Origin of the sequence: Marinobacter sp. KM021 (genome assembly GCF_050707965.1) — a bacterium.
Classification (GTDB): domain Bacteria; phylum Pseudomonadota; class Gammaproteobacteria; order Pseudomonadales; family Oleiphilaceae; genus Marinobacter; species Marinobacter shengliensis.
Genome location: NZ_CP136129.1, coordinates 1,982,735 through 1,998,906 on the forward strand (window position 1 = coordinate 1,982,735; position 16,172 = coordinate 1,998,906).

Annotated in this window: 9 protein-coding genes; 1 reads left to right on the forward strand and 8 read right to left on the reverse strand. The window is 55.6% G+C overall.

Annotated features, from left to right (window positions below; genetic code table 11):
• The first annotated feature begins 194 nt into the window (after positions 1–194).
• Positions 195–1,357 (forward strand): IS3 family transposase gene (locus tag RVM24_RS09385; protein ID WP_431475208.1). Its coding sequence is split into 2 segments (ribosomal slippage): positions 195–450 and positions 450–1,357, totalling 1,164 coding nucleotides; the frame shifts between segments, so codons are not numbered across the junction.
• Here RVM24_RS09385 and RVM24_RS09390 read toward each other — a convergent pair.
• From RVM24_RS09390 to RVM24_RS09425, 8 genes are all read right to left on the reverse strand, one after another.
• Complete coding sequence (locus tag RVM24_RS09390) at positions 1,285–1,680, reverse strand: hypothetical protein (RefSeq protein ID WP_431475280.1); 396 nt, start codon at positions 1,678–1,680, stop codon at positions 1,285–1,287. The genes RVM24_RS09385 and RVM24_RS09390 overlap by 73 nt on opposite strands.
• A 119-nt stretch (positions 1,681–1,799) precedes the next feature.
• Positions 1,800–2,021, reverse strand: coding sequence for a hypothetical protein (locus RVM24_RS09395; RefSeq protein WP_431475281.1), 222 nt, complete (start codon positions 2,019–2,021; stop codon positions 1,800–1,802).
• Between the two features lie 5 nt (positions 2,022–2,026).
• Complete coding sequence (locus RVM24_RS09400) at positions 2,027–6,895, reverse strand: RHS repeat-associated core domain-containing protein (RefSeq protein WP_431475282.1); 4,869 nt, start codon at positions 6,893–6,895, stop codon at positions 2,027–2,029.
• Between the two features lie 13 nt (positions 6,896–6,908).
• On the reverse strand, positions 6,909–7,691 hold the full coding sequence (locus tag RVM24_RS09405; RefSeq protein WP_431475283.1) for a DUF4123 domain-containing protein: 783 nt from the start codon (positions 7,689–7,691) through the stop codon (positions 6,909–6,911).
• A complete protein-coding gene (locus RVM24_RS09410; protein ID WP_431475284.1) occupies positions 7,684–9,747 on the reverse strand; it encodes a type VI secretion system Vgr family protein in 2,064 nt (687 codons plus the stop codon). The genes RVM24_RS09405 and RVM24_RS09410 overlap by 8 nt, the downstream gene beginning before the upstream one ends.
• A gap of 128 nt (positions 9,748–9,875) precedes the next feature.
• Positions 9,876–11,972, reverse strand: coding sequence for a YCF48-related protein (locus tag RVM24_RS09415; RefSeq protein WP_431475285.1), 2,097 nt, complete (start codon positions 11,970–11,972; stop codon positions 9,876–9,878).
• 58 nt (positions 11,973–12,030) lie between these two features.
• Complete coding sequence (locus tag RVM24_RS09420; protein ID WP_431475286.1) at positions 12,031–13,656, reverse strand: toxin-antitoxin system YwqK family antitoxin; 1,626 nt, start codon at positions 13,654–13,656, stop codon at positions 12,031–12,033.
• Between the two features lie 30 nt (positions 13,657–13,686).
• Positions 13,687–16,044, reverse strand: a complete 2,358-nt coding sequence (locus RVM24_RS09425; RefSeq protein ID WP_431475287.1) for a hypothetical protein — start codon at positions 16,042–16,044, stop codon at positions 13,687–13,689.
• Positions 16,045–16,172 lie beyond the last annotated feature (128 nt).

Sequence of the window (16,172 nt, forward strand, 5' to 3'; positions counted from 1 at the left end):
GCTCTTGGTTACTACTCCACTCTGGCTATTGCGGAGCTCATCGAAGCGATTACTCGAAGATATAGGTCCCACTCTCATCCTTCCTCACATCCATAAACCCCATGTGAGGGAATAGGCGAACCTTGATTGTAGTGGTTCAATGATTCCGGACACCAACGTAGGTGGTAAGATCGCCACCATAAACGAGGTGTCTGATGACCAGAAAGCGACGTTCTTTTTCTCCTGAGTTCAAACAGGAAGCAGCCAGCTTGGTGCTGGATCAAGGTTACACGATTCCGCAGGCCAGCGTGTCTCTGGGAATTGGTGAAAGCGCTGTTCGGCGTTGGGTTCAACAACTGACGGACGAGCGTAAGGGCGTCACTCCGAAAGGCAAGGCGTTAACCCCGGAGCAGCGACGTATTCAGGAGCTGGAAGCCCGTTGCAATCGCCTGGAGCGAGAGAAAGAAATATTAAAAAAGGCTACAGCTCTCTTGATGTCGGACGAGATGAATCGTACGCGCTGATAGACCGGTTGGGGGAGCAGGAGCCAATTGAACTGGTCTGTGAAGCGTTTGATATCAGTCGTTCCAGCTATTACGAGTACCGCCAACGGCGGAACCGTGTAGATGTGGAGCGCCTGGCCCTGAGGGCTCAGGTAAACCGCCTGTTTACCAAGAGCCGCAGCTCTGCCGGCAGTCGTACAATCAAAGGCTTGCTCCGCGAGGAAGGCGTTGTCGTTGGTCGCTTTAAAGTTCGACGACTGATGAGCGAGTTGGGGCTGATCTGTAAGCAGCCAGGCCCTCATGCCTACAAGCAGGCTACCGTTGAACGACCAGATATCCCGAACCATCTGGACCGGGAGTTTGCAGTAGAACGGCCTAACCAAGTCTGGTGTGGTGACATCACCTACATCTGGAGCGGCCAGCGATGGAGCTATCTGGCTGTGGTGCTGGACCTATATGCCCGGCGAGTTGTTGGCTGGGCAATGTCATCCAGTCCGGATGCGGACCTGGTTGTAAAAGCTCTGGATCACGCCTGGGAACAGCGTGGTCAGCCAGAGAAAGTCATGTTCCACTCGGATCAGGGCAGTCAGTACGCCAGTCGCAAGTTCCGTCAGAGGCTCTGGCGCTATCGAATGACACAAAGCATGAGCCGGCGTGGCAACTGCTGGGACAACGCTCCGATGGAGCGACTGTTCCGAAGCCTGAAATCTGAGTGGATACCGGCCCTGGGTTATCGAAATCTGCCTGAGGCAAAAAGAGATGTTGGTGGCTATCTGATGGACTACTACAACCGGCAGCGGCCTCACGCATTCAACGGCGGCATTTCGCCTGTTGCAGCTGAGGAAAATCTTAAAATACTGTCCGGGATTAGTTGACCACTACAGAAGGACTTTCTGAACAGGCCGACGAAATAGAAAATCGTCAAAATGAACGTTGCGACAATGCCCTGCCAGCCGAACTCCTCATCCATCGGTACCACATTGGAGTGGATCACCCAGATCCCGAAACATGCCTGGAGCAGGCAGAGCACCATGAGAACTCGGTTCAGCAGGACGGTTTGCGTAGAGGGTGAGCCATGCTCGAACGTTGCAATCTTGTTAGCCAGGCGCATTTGATTGCTCGACTGCTTTTTGAGCTGTTCGAAGATTTCACTTCGAGTTAAGCCTTGCTTCATGAGATCTTCTATTTGACGATCCATAATTTACTATCCTTGTAATATCCAATCGGCTAAGCGCCGGCAGGCCGTTGCTTACGGTATTCTTCCATCGATGGCTCGACCCGATTCAAAGAGGTCTGGCTGAATTATTTGGCGGCTCTCTAATCCACTAGGGCAATACTAACTATATAGCGAGCACCGCTCCTTTCCCGGAACCTAATCGAAAAAGAACGGTCCTTAGCCAATTGGTCATAAATTAAAGGACTTAAGCCGGAAACGGGGCATACGTCCTCATCAAGATAGTAGTCTTGCTTTTCTTCATCTTGGAAAATAAAGCAGAATTTTTTATCCTGCTTTTCGGCAACAAACTGCACAGTTTTCATATCCACTAGCGCACCTTTTCAGACTTCATATAAATTACTTTCCCCGAATTTTCTGGCAGCCAGTGCTGGGTTAGGATCTGCGTTCCACCTCCGGAGTAAAGCCTGCCGGCCCTGGATTTCTGAGGTGCCACCTCGCCAACCAAAACTTTCGCTGCTTTTTGAATCCGAACATCTACCAGATTATCCATTGTGTTATACACGGAGCGGCCAGAAGCATCATAGAATGGACTAAGCGCCAAATGCTGACGTGCATGCTGTAAATTATTAGGAATTTTTCCTACGGCAACGAAAGCACCTTCTTTTGCTGCATCGCCTCCATAGAATCTTACTCCATCGACGTCCTGCAGCAATTCGATTTCAAGCGCCTTATTGTTCGCAAACCCCAGTTTTTCGGGCGTGTCAACTTGATTTATCACCCTATAGCTGCCCGCAGGCAGAGAACGAAGACTAGCCTGAAGTTCAGTGTTTATGGAAACATCAGGCGAACGTTTCTCTTGGGCGGTCAACCCAAGAGGGTCCACCCAACCCGTAGGATTAGGTACATACTGGTAGTTGTTCAATCCACCCGCAAGCCCAATCGGGTCCGGCGTAATGAATCGCCCACTATTAGGGTTGTAGTACCGGTGGCGGTTGTAATGCAGACCGGTTTCCGGGTCGTGGTACTGGCCCTGGAAGCGGAGCGGGTTGTCGATTTCTGCGACTTGTTGCTGAACCACATTACCGTAGGCGCGGTAGGTCACCGACCAGACGAGTTCGCCCTGCTGGTTGGTCAGTTCCTGGGGCGTGCCCAAATGGTCCAGGTGGTAATAATAGACTTCAGCTTGTTCCGTGCCGTGGCCATCTACCAGCGCCAGGGGTTTGAAGCTGTCAGGCTCGTATAAATAGGTGCGGTACTGATTCCCGGTTTCTTCAGCAATGAGGCGGTCGCCCTGCCAGAGAAATTCGGTTCGTGTCAGGCCGTTGGTTTTGGCGATACGGCGGCCGAAGGCGTCGTATTCGTAGTGCCAGGTGCTGCCATCCGGTGTGGTGACGCTCGTGAGCCGGTGCTCGCAGTCGTAGGTATACCGGGTGACCAGTTTCTGGCCTTTACCTCGACGTTCCTCAATCAGGTTGCCGAATTCGTCGTACTCGTAGTGGCTGTCGCCATGCATGGTAAGCCGGTTACCGTGCACATTGGCAGATTGACCGCTTGAAGCCCCGAGGTTTTGCTCCAGGAGGTTGCCAGCCGGGTCGTGTATGAGTTGTTCATAGAGATCGCCTCGCACGCCCACCAAACGATCCATCGGGTCGTAGACGTATTGCCTGAGCCCTTTGCGGCTGTCCTTGATGCTCTTGAGGTTGCCGTTGGGATCATACTGGTAGTCGCGCTGGGCGCTGATGTCTTTGAGGCGGCCCTGATGAATCCGGTGCTGGGTCAAGCGGCCTTCGTCGTCATAGACATAGGCACTCAGCAGATCACCTTGTTGCCGTTCGATTTCCTCGCCGGTGGACGCCATTCGGTGGCGGGTCAGCGGTTGGCCATTCAGATCGATGCCTGACAACAACCCGGCTGCGTCCCGATGGTAAGCCAGCGCCTGGCCGTCCGGCAGCACCAGTTCGTTCAGGCGATCAAATTCATCATAACGGTAACGGAGGCTGGCCCAGCCCTGATGTTCGGTTTTCAACAAACCGAATTCGTCGTACTCGAAAGCCAACGGCCAGTGGCCATCATCAACCCCGATCAGTTTGCCGTCCGCGTTATAGCCGTACTGAATCTCGCGGCCATCGGGTAGTGTCTTCTTCAGCAACTGGCCGAGTTCATCCCGCTCATAGGTAGTGGTTTGCAGGACCTCACTGGAAGTGCCGTACTCAGCCTTCTCCGTCAGATGGCCATTCAGGTCATACTGGTAAGCGGTGCGATGGCCATCAAAAGCGGTCTCCTGTTTGACCAACCCGTTCGGGTAATAGTCGATGCGGTAGGCTTCACCCCGCTCATTTTCGATGTGAGTCAGCAGAAATCGGTGATGATCATAACGGTAACGAAGCTCGCTGCCGTCCGGGTTGATGCGACGAGTAAGCAGGTGAAGGTTGTTGTCATACTCGTAACGGGTTTCCCGCCCTTGCTCGTCAATGAAACGGGTGACCTTGTTGTACGCATTGTACTGATAATGACGAGATCGGTTGCCTGAGAGTATTTCCTCTATAACTCGTCCAAGGCCATCGTACCGGTATCGGGTGATGGCACCCCGGGCGTCTTTTTTGGCCAGAAGCTGGCCAAACTCATCGTAGCGGTATTGGTTGAACGCCCCGGTGGGGGTGGTTTCCTCAATGAGCTGACCCTGGCTGTTCCAGCCCCACTTGTGGGCACGACCGTCCGGCAGATTAACCTGCGTGAGCTGACCATGTGGGCTGTAGGTGTACCGCGTAATTCGTCCTTTTGGATCGGCTTCGCAGGCCAGGTCACCGTGCTGGGTATAATCAAACTTCCAGGTCTGGCCATTGCGATGAATTTCAGCAATGCGCCCCTTTCGATAGGTGAACAAAATGGGCTGGCCGTCCGGGCCGGTTTTGCTCTGGAGTCGCCCACTCTTGTCGTACTGGTATTCTGTCCGGGCCCCCATGGGGTCGATGGAGACTTTTAACCGCCCCTGTTCGTCGTATTCACTCTGGTGTTTGGCGCCGTCCGGGTCTACTTTCTCCTGCAGTTGTGCAGTGCCATCGTAACGCCAGATTTCCCGGCTACCATCGACGTAGCTAACGGTACAGGTGTGGTTTTCATCATCCCACTCAAAGCGGGTATCGACCTGGGCACTATCCCCCCACTGATGAACACAGCGGCCGGTTGGCAGGTTTTCGTCCCACGCGAGATAGAAGCTGTAACCGCCAGCAAGTTGCCGGTGAGTAAGCATATGGTTTTCATAGCCATAACGCTCAATGCCGCCCTCAGCGTCCTCAGCGCCGATCAGGTCATCGCTGTCGTCGTAGGTGTAGCTGCGCTCAGTCCGCAGTGAGTGCCACTGGTAGCCAGTATCGGTCAGCTCCCTGCGCAACAGGCGAACCGATGTGAGGCGGCTACCCTCGAAATCAAATGCCAGCGCATTGCCCGAGTCGTTGCTCAGGCGCTCAAGCTGGCCGTGCAGGTTGTAGCTAACCTTGAGCGTATTGCCATATCGATCGGACATCCGGACAAGCTGGCCCGAGCTTCCCGATCGGAGAAAGTGATAGCGAAGCGATTTTTCACCCGCGCAGACAACAACCTCTTCGCCGTCCCGCCAGGCCGCCATGCCAGCTCGGGAATTGATACCGAAAGGTGCGCTCTCCAATTCCGGAAGGCGGGTGTTTTTGCCCTCGTGGTCATGCCAGGTGATGCCACCATCGTCGAAAGTCAGGGCGTGATTCAGGCTATGGCGCCAGCCATAGCCCATGTCGAAGCGTCGATCACTGCTTCCGGACCGGTACACGCGCTTAAATTCGAACTGCAGTGTTCCGGGTAGTCGCGCGTCTGTGAGTTCTAGTACCTCTTCACCGGTGACTGTACTGATCGGGTCAGCGACCTTTTCTGTGGAGTTGTTCTCCTGAGTTGCGCGCCCCTGGTCGGTTTCAGATGACGAACGTTCGTCGCGGGGTGGTGGGTTACTGCTTTCACTGGTCGCTGCATGATTTCGACCACTGGACTGCAAATTCGTTACCTGGTCATCGTCAGCAATCTGGCTGTAAACCTGGTTTCTGTTACGAACCTCTGCCCCACGCTGGGTGCCAGATGCATCCAGACGACTGCCTCCGGCAACCTGGATCGCTCGGTGGTTGGTACCAATGTTTTCCATGAAGTCCTGAAACTCCCGGGCAAACTGACCGAGAAATTCACCAAGAATGTTTTTACTGGTTCGAGCACTGCCTGCCACATCCATTGCGCTTGCAGCCGCTTTACTACCAATTCGAGCACCATATTTCGCCGCCAGGCCGGCACCCCCAGTAATAATCAGACCTACAACCACGTCAAAAAGAATCTGCCCTACAAGCTCGCCTGAGACTTCCGCCACCTGGGTGGGTGCCAACAACCGAAAATACTGGCGTACCGTATACATCACCAGAAACAGGAAGATCTCGTCGTTGGCCACCAAGCAAGCCTTTAGATAGGCCTCATCTGCTTTTTTCAGGGTTTCCAGCTGGTCCCGAATATCCTCGGGCAGATTACTGAAGTCATGATCAAGCAGACCGCAGATCACATCGTAGATTCTTCGAATATCATCCAGCACGCCTATAAAACCGTCTGAAATACCCTGCTGAAATCTCCCATAGGTCGCCAGCGACTGCTCAACGGAGCTCATCGTCAGGTAACGGTCCCACTCCTGCCGGGCACCGTTCTGCCAGGTATTCTCGAGCAGGGTACAACAGCGATCGATAAAACCTTCATAGGTTTCATAGAGAGCATCCATATCAGCCTGAGTAACGTCCGGTGACATTACCACTCGGTATTCCTTACCAGGCGTAACCGGAACTTCGGCCAACCCATTCTCATCCGTGGTGCCGCTGTGGATCGTATCCCAACTCTTAAAAAACCAGCCGGTCTTCTCCTGAATCTGAAAACTCGTATAGGGTATTGGGGTCTTGCTCACATTCTCATGAAAGTGGACAATCTTGATTTTTCGGGTTTCTTCGCAGGGTGCCACCGCAGAGGAAACGACCTTGTTCTCATCGACGCCCTCGCGCTCGGCCTCACCATTAACCTCGAGAACTTGCTCAGTCCCCATGAAGATCGACGAGAACCAGCCCTCCCGCCAGTCGTCAAATGTTGACGCTAGTGATTCCCTGAGTTCACGGGTAATGGCATTGATATCCGGAAGTGCACCGGAAGTCTGTTCTGAAGTCGAAAGAGCCGTCCCTGACTCGCTCATTGATTCATCCTCATCAGTGCGCTCCCTGCAATGCCTCGTGCATCAGAGCTTGGTGTATGGTTTGGACTTGTTCCGGAGAGAGTTCCGTAAGCACTTCTCCAGCGGCGAGCCGCCTCAATTGACGCTCAACTTTCTGTCGTGCGATCGGTGAGGGATAGCGACTCAACGCAGATGGTTTCTTTTCGCCTAGCACGGAGATTGTGTTGTCCACCAACTGATCCCAACAGAGAGATGCAATCTTCGTCAGAGTTGCCGCTGGTAGAGAGAACCATGGGAACTCTGGCATTGGCTTAGCGACCGCCGGAGTGCCGGGGTGCTGTAAGCGGCGCCCATCAGGCATTACTACCGCACCAGCCGGCCCCATTAATTGTGCGCGACAAATCTCGTCAACATTTTCGAGAATTGCCCCCCAAAAACGCGGGGCCCAATACCGGAAGAACACCTCTTGTCCTTCAGGAAGGAATATCTTGGTCAGACTTCGAATATGGCAGAAGACCTCGTCAAAAGACACATCACTCACCAAACCCCAACCCCAATCAATACTGTCGGTTTTATCTATCCAGTCCAGAAAGGCGCTTGTGTTATTGACCTGTGCCAGAAAGGGCATCACCTCCTGCCAGCTCGCGTACTGAGTACCGAGAAATAGAGGGCGAGCTGTCATGCCGTCGGCTTTGTAAAAATGATGTACGGGTGCAGCATCGCTGGTCCCACTCAGCACAAGGAAAATGGAGCGCTCGCTGTGATGCCTTTCGCCGATAATCTTTAATTGAGTGCGAAAATCCGACGTTTCAGACATCACATACTCCGTCCCGGCACTTAACACATTCCTCGCAGAAAGGCGCATCAGACCTCAGGTTGTTTAACTGGGGAGCAGTTAGGGGAACCTCCGCTAACATGTCAGGCTCCACGGTGTGATGAACATGGCCTTCCAGATCTGTAGGCATCCCGGGCATCACAGCCCCCTGCCCCGAACCACTCCCGGGGCTGCCCCCGGAATTTATCTTGATCCCCGGCCCAGCCAAGGTAACCCCGCTCGGGTCCAGCTTGATAAAGCTACCACCACCAGAAATCGTCAGCTCCGCCCCGGCATCCAGCACCACTTTCGCGCCGGCTTTGTGATGAACTTCGGTGCCAGCTTCCGAGGCCATGGTGTGGCCGGTTTTCTGGTGATAGCTGCCGGCGATGGTCTGGCTGCAATCAGCGCCGACGGAGACTCGGCTTTCACCATCGGTGGTGCAGTGGTCTGCCGCTTTCACATGGCTGAACTGGTGGTTGTCCACCGTCAGGTGGCTATCGTTCTTGATGACTTCGGTGCGGTTGTTTTCCGTCAGCAGGTCCAGGTCTTTCTGGGCGTGGACGTAGATCTGTTCCTGGTCCGCTTCGTCTTCAAAGCGCAGTTCGTTGCTGCCCTCACCCTTGTGGGTTTTGGTTTTTAATGTGGTCCGGGTTTTGTGTTCCGGCAGCGCGTAGGGCGGTGTGTTGGTGGCGTGGTAAGTCCTGCCAGTAATAATAGGCTGGTCCGGGTCGCCGTCCAGGAAGCTAACAATCACTTCGTTGCCGATTCTAGGCAAGGCCATGAAACCGTACTGGCCGCCGGCCCAGCCCTGGGCTACGCGTAACCAGGCGCTGGAGTGTTCGTCGTTCTTGGAGTAGCGATCCCACGGGAATCTTACTTTCACCCGGCCGTACTGGTCGCAATGGATCTCTTCACCCTCGGGGCCGGTGACGATGGCCATCTGGGGGCCGTCCATCATGGGTTTATGTTCACACAGAGGCCGCCAGGTTTTGTCGGCCGGGATGGCGGTGAAGTCGTTGTGGTAGCTGGTGGGTTCGCTGCCACCCTCTTCTTCCATGGCCTGGGGCTGTTTGCCGGTGTGGGTGATGGCGGTCAGCAGCCATTCCCGGTTCAGGCTCTGGCTGTCGTGGTCCTGCAGCTCCACTTTGGCGCCGGGGGTGAAGTCCGGGCGGTTGCTTTCGCCCTGGGCCAGGGAGGCGTCGTTTCTCAGGGCGTCCAGTCTGGCCTGGGTGAAGGGCTGGCCACTGGCGTCGGCCTTGTAGCGACCGGGGTAGTCGTAGTGTTGGTAGTCTTCTCGGTGGTTCACACCGCCCGCGCTGTGCTCGTGCATCAGGGCGTAGGCGGGGTTCTTGAAGGTGTAGTCCTTCATGGCCACGGAGGCGGCTTTGATGCGTTCTTCGTAGGCGAAGCTGAACACGCAAGCCTGTTTGCTACTGCCGCCGGCCTGGGTGTTGCAGGGCACCGGGTCCAGCTTGGGGGCGTCGCCATGGTGGTCGGCGATGATCAGGGCCGGTTGTTCTTCGCCATCCACGCTGCCGTGCTGGTAACGGTAGTGCCAGCCTTCTTCGGCGGCCAGTCGTTCAATGAACTGCAGGTCGCTTTCCCGGTGCTGGACGCAGTATTCCCGTTCCTCAGGGGGGCGTTTGAAGTCAAAGACCGTATCAATAATGCCCCGCTCTTCGAGCAAGGTGCGCACGATGGCGTCGGTACTCTGGGTCTGGAAGATGCGGCTGTTGTGCATCAGGCCCAGGCGCCAGGCCGGGGGCTGGATGACCACTTCATAGGCGGTGCGGCGGTGGCCGGTGTTGCCGCGGACGAATTCGTTGACCACACCGGCAAAGCGCCGCAGGGGTTGGCCATCTTGCCAAACAACCAGGTCCACCGGCTGTTCCAGAACGTCAGCAGCGGCCACATCGGGGTCGGTGCTCGCCAGTTCTAACCGGCCATGAAACAAGGAAGACAGCTGTTCGGCCAGCTTAAAGCCAACTACCGAAAAGTGATCTGAGGGGAATTCGCCTACACGGGCGGTGAACTGCAATCCGCTTGCCTGGGGCATGACTTCGGTCCCTGAAGAATAGTGGTTTGTAACTGACTCATCCTGAGCCCGACCGATTATAACCGCACAGTCGTGGATTACAAACCACCGTTCCTTGCGCTACTCCTCAACAAAATCATAATTCCTGATCAGATGGCAGACCGCCGAACACGGTAGGTTTTCATCTCAAGCTGCTCTGCGGTGTCATCCAACCCCACCTGGCCACCAAACTGTTCCAGAAGCCCCTCAAGTACCTCACCCTGTTCTTCGTCACCTCGGTGTCCGAACACAATCGCCAGCGGATTAGGGCAATAGGATTGCTCCCACAACCGATACACCTCATTGCCATAGCTACGGTACCCAGACGTTGTATACCACTTCCAGTTCTCATCCTTACGGCTCACCTGGTTCAGCTTGGCCAGATCCGCTACAGACAATACCGGCCCGGGCGCGTCTTCTTTCTTGAGGTATCCGGCAAGGCTGTCTGCCAGTTTCAGAACCCGGGGTTTCTCGCAACCGTACGATTTGCTGCGGCTGATCACATAGAGATAGTCGCCAGGCTCGTTCGCGCCCTGCTCTTCATTGGTTTCCTTCGAATCGGCGCCGTTTTCAACCTTCGGGCCATGGTCGACCTCTTCGAGGCGAATGGTCTCGATGCCGGAAACATTGAAAGGCAGGGATGACTCCTCCGGTGTTTCAGTCAGGCCGGCCAGAAACTCGTGGATAGACTCCTGATCTGCGCGCCCTCTCCCAGCAACCACATGAGAGGGTACATCCGCGAAAATGGTCACTGTGCTGTAGTCAGAACTGACCACACTGTCCAACAGCGCGGCCTGCTTTAACCGACGTTCCAGATAAGGCCGCTCCGCCTCGCTATATCCGGGTTTGTCCGGAACCATCGGGTAGCTTTGCAGATAACCGTAGGGGCCTTGCAGAAGCAGATAGCTGAAATACCGGTCATCCCATACGGATCTGAGTTCCTTTAACGGTAAACCAGAGTCTGATCGAATCTCCTGAAAAAACTCTCCCATCCCGTTAAAAACGGCAGGAGTCAGTACATCATCACCGGCGCCCGCTGCAGACAGAGATATCTCAACCCACTCAACCGCCCTGCCTGACTCCTGCCATTGGTAAGAACGACTGCCCGATTCTGCAAGCTGCAATACTGCCGATGTCTCAACCCGCCCCAGTAACGATCTCGCCATCAACTGGCCGGTCGCACCATTCTCAACACCATGGAACCAATACTGATTGTCCTGCCGATACCCAACTCCCTGAATACCCGCCAGCAACAACCGGTTGTTCTCACCCTCAGCGACCCCAGTCAGGGCCCCCAACGGGAGATCAAGCTCCGGATAAAACATCTCTCCGCCCGCAGCGCGCCGGGCCACGATACCCTCACTTCCAACCAGGATAACACTGCCGTCAGACAAAAGGCGCCCACCGAAATAACCCACCTTGCTGGCGCTTTTGATGCTATTCCAGCTCTTTCCGCCGTCAGGGCTCTGCATTACCGTGCCTTCTGCTCCAAAGGCCAGAGCCTCACTACCACCTAAGCCTATTACGCCCAATAGTGGCTTGTGCCCCTCACGAAACACCTGCCAGTCGGCGCCCCACTCCGAACGGGAAAGAATGTCACTGCCATCGGTAATAATCAGTTGATGCCCGCTCTCCAGAATGGCCACTCCGTTGAGGTCTGAGCCGTAAGACCTCGCCGCCAGACGCTCCCGCGTCCAGTTTTCACCACCATCAAGCGTCGTGAGAATAAAGCGGTTGGGCCCAACGATAATGCCCTGGCCCTGGCTATCGAAAGCCACGTCCATCAGCGCCTGATCAGAATCTATCTGCTGGTCCAGATGAAGAGATTCCCAGGTGTCGCCCCCACTATCCGTTCGCAGCACCGTGCCATCATGGCCAACGGCCCAACCGGTCTGATCAGACACAAAGCTAACCGCGGTCAGGGTGCTATTCACCCCGGAACTGACCACTCGCCAGGAACTACCGTTGTCATCCGAAACCCTAATCGCACCAGATTCACCCACTGCCACGATGCGGGAACCCGCACGATCAAGATCAATGAATACCTGCGAAGGAAACACCTCGGACGTTGCAGCCAGCCCGCTATCAGACGCACCCCGCTGGTCATCGCCAGACGCATCCGTATTGTCACTGTTACTGCAACCACCCAATACCCCAAGCGCCAGCAGGCCTGCGGCAAACACTCCGATAGCGCGGATTTTCAACATGATACCTTTGTCCTCAAACCGTCCGTGTTCCTGCACAGCCTCAAACCATGCTTTTTCATCAGCGCACCCGCGAAGTCGACAGGGAGTCCAGGGTTATGTCGCCCTCACTGATGAGCGTTCCATTTTCGTAGTGCTTGCGAATCACAGACATACCGCCGTAACCCACTTCAATCCACTCCCCGTGGGGCTCGCCGTCGCGATAGCTGCGTTTCTTCAACATCTGGCCAACGCTGGAGAACTCGTAGTGAACGCCTTCCGGTTTCCCGAGCCGGTAATTGCCCTGGCGTACGATACGCCCGTTTTCGGTCGTTTCCAGATAGTCGCCATCCGGCTCGTCTTTGTAGAAGTTAGCCACCACGCGATGGCCATATCCGTCGCTGAAATCGGCCGGTCCATGTTTCTGTCCATTTTCATAATGGATGATATCTGAGCGCTCTCCGGTCTCGTCAAAGCGCTCGTAACGACCGTGGCGTTTGCCGGCACGATAGTTCACTTTCTCGGTTATGCCATCGCTCTGTAGCGTTAGCCACGGGCCTGTTTTCAGGCCATTCTCGTAACGCCCTTCCTCGCGGGCACCACCACTGCCCTCCCGGAGGGAATCGCCATGTTTTTCCCCGTCCTTGTAGTGCTCCCGCACCAGGGTCGACCATTGCCGGGTCAGGAGCAGACCCTGTAGCCCTTTGTCATCCTGCTCCCGCCGGGCGATGAGCTCACCACTCTCGCTGTATTCTTCCTCAAGCTGCCAATCACCCACCTTGTGTTTAAGCTTGACCAGCCGCTCACCGTCGCCATATTGCTCATCCCGGGACTCAACAAGCCGGCCGTTGTCATCCAGAACGCGCATCACCTTGCGAGACAGACTACCGTCCATTCGGTAGTAAAGATCTTCACCCACCGGCTGAGACCGGAACTTACTGGCAATATACACACGCTTGGGTGTGCCGTCGGGGTAGTAGGTTTTCTGCAAACCCAGCCGGTTACCCTCGTGGTAATGCTCCTCACTGGCCAGAATTCCATCTCGATAGGTTTCCAGCACCCCCTGATATTTGCCATCCAAGAAGGTGGCTTTCCGGATCAGGTGGCCCTGTTCATCCAGCTCCCGGTAATTCCCTTCCCTGGCACCATTCACGTAGTGGGCCTCTTTGGTCAGCTGCCCATCTTTATACTCGGCATAGTCGCCATGGCGCCGATAATTCCGGATGGAATAGCGACGGGTTACCCGGCCTGCCTCGTCATATTCGGTGTAGTCTCCATCGGCGATGCCGCCGCCATAATAATCAAGCGAGCGCTCAAGCTGGCCGTTCGGGTGATAAGCCTTGTAGGCACCGTGGAGCACCGGGTAATTGTTGCCGCAGTCGCAGATCTGGTCACGAACCACGTAACTGGCCTGCACTGAAACCTGCCCATTAGCGTAATATTCCACCACATCACCCAACAGGTCCTTGCGGTTAAAATCCGGCGTGGGTGAGAGGCCTTCCAGCGCAACCTGGCCGTCAGCGTAGAAGAGTTTGACCTGATAAAACTCATCCACCTTGGGAAGTGGCAGCTCAAGGTAACTCGCCTTCCGGTGCCAGGGATTGGCAGGGTCGTAGTAATCGCCATTTTCAGCAAACCATACCCGTTGGTCGGCTTGCCCAATCAGCGGCATACAGAGCAATACAATAAACAACAGCTTTCTGGTCATGGTCTCATCCTGAGTTATTGACCGGTTGAATCAAGGCAGTGGCGGGAACTGCACAGACACCTGCCTGGCCTCCCGCTCCATACTCACGGGGTAACGGACCTCAGCGATTTCGCCCCAGAAACGGAGATCCATGCCATCACCATCCCAACCTTCCGAAGGGTTCCCTGAGTAGGCAGGAGACAGGGGCTCCAGAACTTTACCGTCCCGGTTGTAGGCGATCAAAGGCAGCTCTCTTAGATTGAATCGCTGCTGGATCTGCTTGAGAGTCTGGTGTTGGGACTTGCTCAGCCTCAGGGTGCTGGGGTCTACCCGGAATAACTGACCGCTATCAGGAACGGTCCCCCTGTGCAGCACTACCTTGGTTATGCAGTCAACATTGACGTCAATCTCAAGGTCGTAGAAATATTTCAGGCCATGCTCGGTAACCAACTCACGGCCGGGCTGATCGTTATAGGTGCCGGATGCAAACAGTAGTTGCGACGTTCCATAGCTTTGCTCGGCAGAAAAACGGACAGGGCTACCCTGGTACATTGGTTCGCCAGCCACAGAAATGTCGCAGCGCCCGGCGCCCTCACCAGGAACCACGGCACTGAGCCTGTTCTGACGAACGCCTTCGAGTACCACCTCATCCAACTCAAATGATGAAAACTCCAGCACCGGCTCCCGGTACTGCTCCAGAGTTCGCTCACCAACCACCGGCCCGCCATCTAACGTGGGGAGCGCGTTCGGGGCTACAAACGTACGCTGCTCCACCTCACGGTCGTACACATAAACCCGAACGCCTTCAATGGGCTGGCCACCCTCTGCCCCCAACTCATAGATCCAGTCACCGTAGCGCTCTTCCATAGGGGAGGTTATGAGTGTGTCGGTGGCTGAATGCGCAAATTGCTCGGCCCTGGCCCAGTGATCACCCTCATCCGAGGTTTCCAGAAAGGCATTCCGCAGAGGTTCAATCGCCGTATGAGTCAGCCGCAGGCTGAACGTCGGCAGAAAGTCGCCTTCGGCATTCACAGGATAGGCGCCAATCAACGGAAAGCTGGTGGGTAGCGACCCCCCGGGCTCATGGGCCCGAACCAGGAGCCCATCGGGATCCCAACTTTCAACAGAAAGCGTCAGCCCAAGGCTCTCGATGTGGCGGGATGGGGTTTCCGGCGTCAGCACAAAGCTGTGCAGCTCTCCGGGCACGATAACCGTGGCATCCACCTCCACCGAGGCAATCGCATTCAACTGATCGCGCGTTAACTCACTGGCGATAAACGGCACACGGCGATGGTCTGCGCTGTCAATCGAATACAGAGTGTAACGCGGATCACGCGGTACCGAATCGATCACTGGTTCACCCTCGGCATTCAGCAGCCGGACGGCACTCGCAGGCTCAAACTCAACGGCTGCGAAATGATAATGCTCAATCTGGAAATCCAGACCCAGGCGACCATCAACTTCCTCATTGCCGAACCAGAGCAGCGACCTCTCCAACTGTTCAAAGGATTCTTCGGGCGTGGCCAGGCCAAACGGCGGCAGGTAATAGGTTTCGAACTCCGGATCGGTGGTATCGACAACCCGGCTATCCAGCGCCCCCAGTGCCCGGTACCATGCTTGCCCCGCCTTGAATCGCGGCTCTATACCGGTCTGGGTCAACGTCATCGTGCTTTTCAACGCCAGGTGCTGGTCGGCGTATTCAAATACCCCACTGATTCGCGCAGCAGCGCGCCTCGGCCACCCGGTCAGGCGCTCAAGCTCCATAAAGCCCTCGATTTCAACGGCAGCAGAGTCAGTGGCTCCCTCCGTTGTCACCGAACGGAAGTTCAAAGAAACGGTGTCGTCATTCACATGGCTGATTTCGTATTGCACCGCTGGCAGCGACTGACCGCCCATATCGCGTGCCGGCACCTGCCAGCTCACGCCTACTCGGGGCTTACCCGAAGGAAAAGCTGGCTGGTAGGTGTGCATCACGCTGAGATCGCGGCTTAGCATATCCCGAACGGGTTCAGGCAACCGGGAATCTTCCGTGAGCTCGGCCAGGGCGGCCTCATTCACGTAATTGGTTTCAAGTACCTGACCATCGCTGGCAACCCGTTCAACAATCCCGGCCTTGAGCAATGCCGCCATAGACTGCAGCCGGTCACTGTATTCCGGAATCTGCGCGGTATCGAGACCGAGTCGATCCTGCTCCCAAAGCTGGGTATGCAAAGAGCGGGATTGCAACTCAACCACATCGTTGTCTACCGCCAGTACGTCACTGCGCAGCAGGCTTTCCATTCGGACACGAGTCGGCTCCCTGCGAAACCCGCTGGGCGTTTGCAGTTCGGCGGTTTGTTCGAGAATAAAATGGCGGCTGTCGCCCGGCTCGGGCTTAAAGGCAAGGCTGTCGCCGGTGAACCAGAACATTCCGGCCAAACCTAACGACAGTAACAAAGCTACTGCGACGAACATCCTCATCGTCTCTGTCCCCTCCGTGGGTCTCAGTCAGTTAATGCGGCGGGATTATAGGGGCTGCCTCCACAGAACTCAATGCA

What these genes read in the sequence shown, in the direction of transcription:
- RVM24_RS09390 (WP_431475280.1), bottom strand. Translation starts at nt 1,680, where the DNA reads ATGGATCGTCAAATAGAAGATCTCATGAAGCAAGGCTTAACTCGAAGT.
- RVM24_RS09420 (WP_431475286.1), bottom strand. Translation starts at nt 13,656, where the DNA reads ATGACCAGAAAGCTGTTGTTTATTGTATTGCTCTGTATGCCGCTGATT.
- RVM24_RS09395 (WP_431475281.1), bottom strand. Translation starts at nt 2,021, where the DNA reads ATGAAAACTGTGCAGTTTGTTGCCGAAAAGCAGGATAAAAAATTCTGC.
- RVM24_RS09405 (WP_431475283.1), bottom strand. Translation starts at nt 7,691, where the DNA reads ATGTCTGAAACGTCGGATTTTCGCACTCAATTAAAGATTATCGGCGAA.
- RVM24_RS09425 (WP_431475287.1), bottom strand. Translation starts at nt 16,044, where the DNA reads ATGTTCTGGTTCACCGGCGACAGCCTTGCCTTTAAGCCCGAGCCGGGC.
- RVM24_RS09415 (WP_431475285.1), bottom strand. Translation starts at nt 11,972, where the DNA reads ATGTTGAAAATCCGCGCTATCGGAGTGTTTGCCGCAGGCCTGCTGGCG.
- RVM24_RS09410 (WP_431475284.1), bottom strand. Translation starts at nt 9,747, where the DNA reads ATGCCCCAGGCAAGCGGATTGCAGTTCACCGCCCGTGTAGGCGAATTC.
- RVM24_RS09400 (WP_431475282.1), bottom strand. Translation starts at nt 6,895, where the DNA reads ATGAGCGAGTCAGGGACGGCTCTTTCGACTTCAGAACAGACTTCCGGT.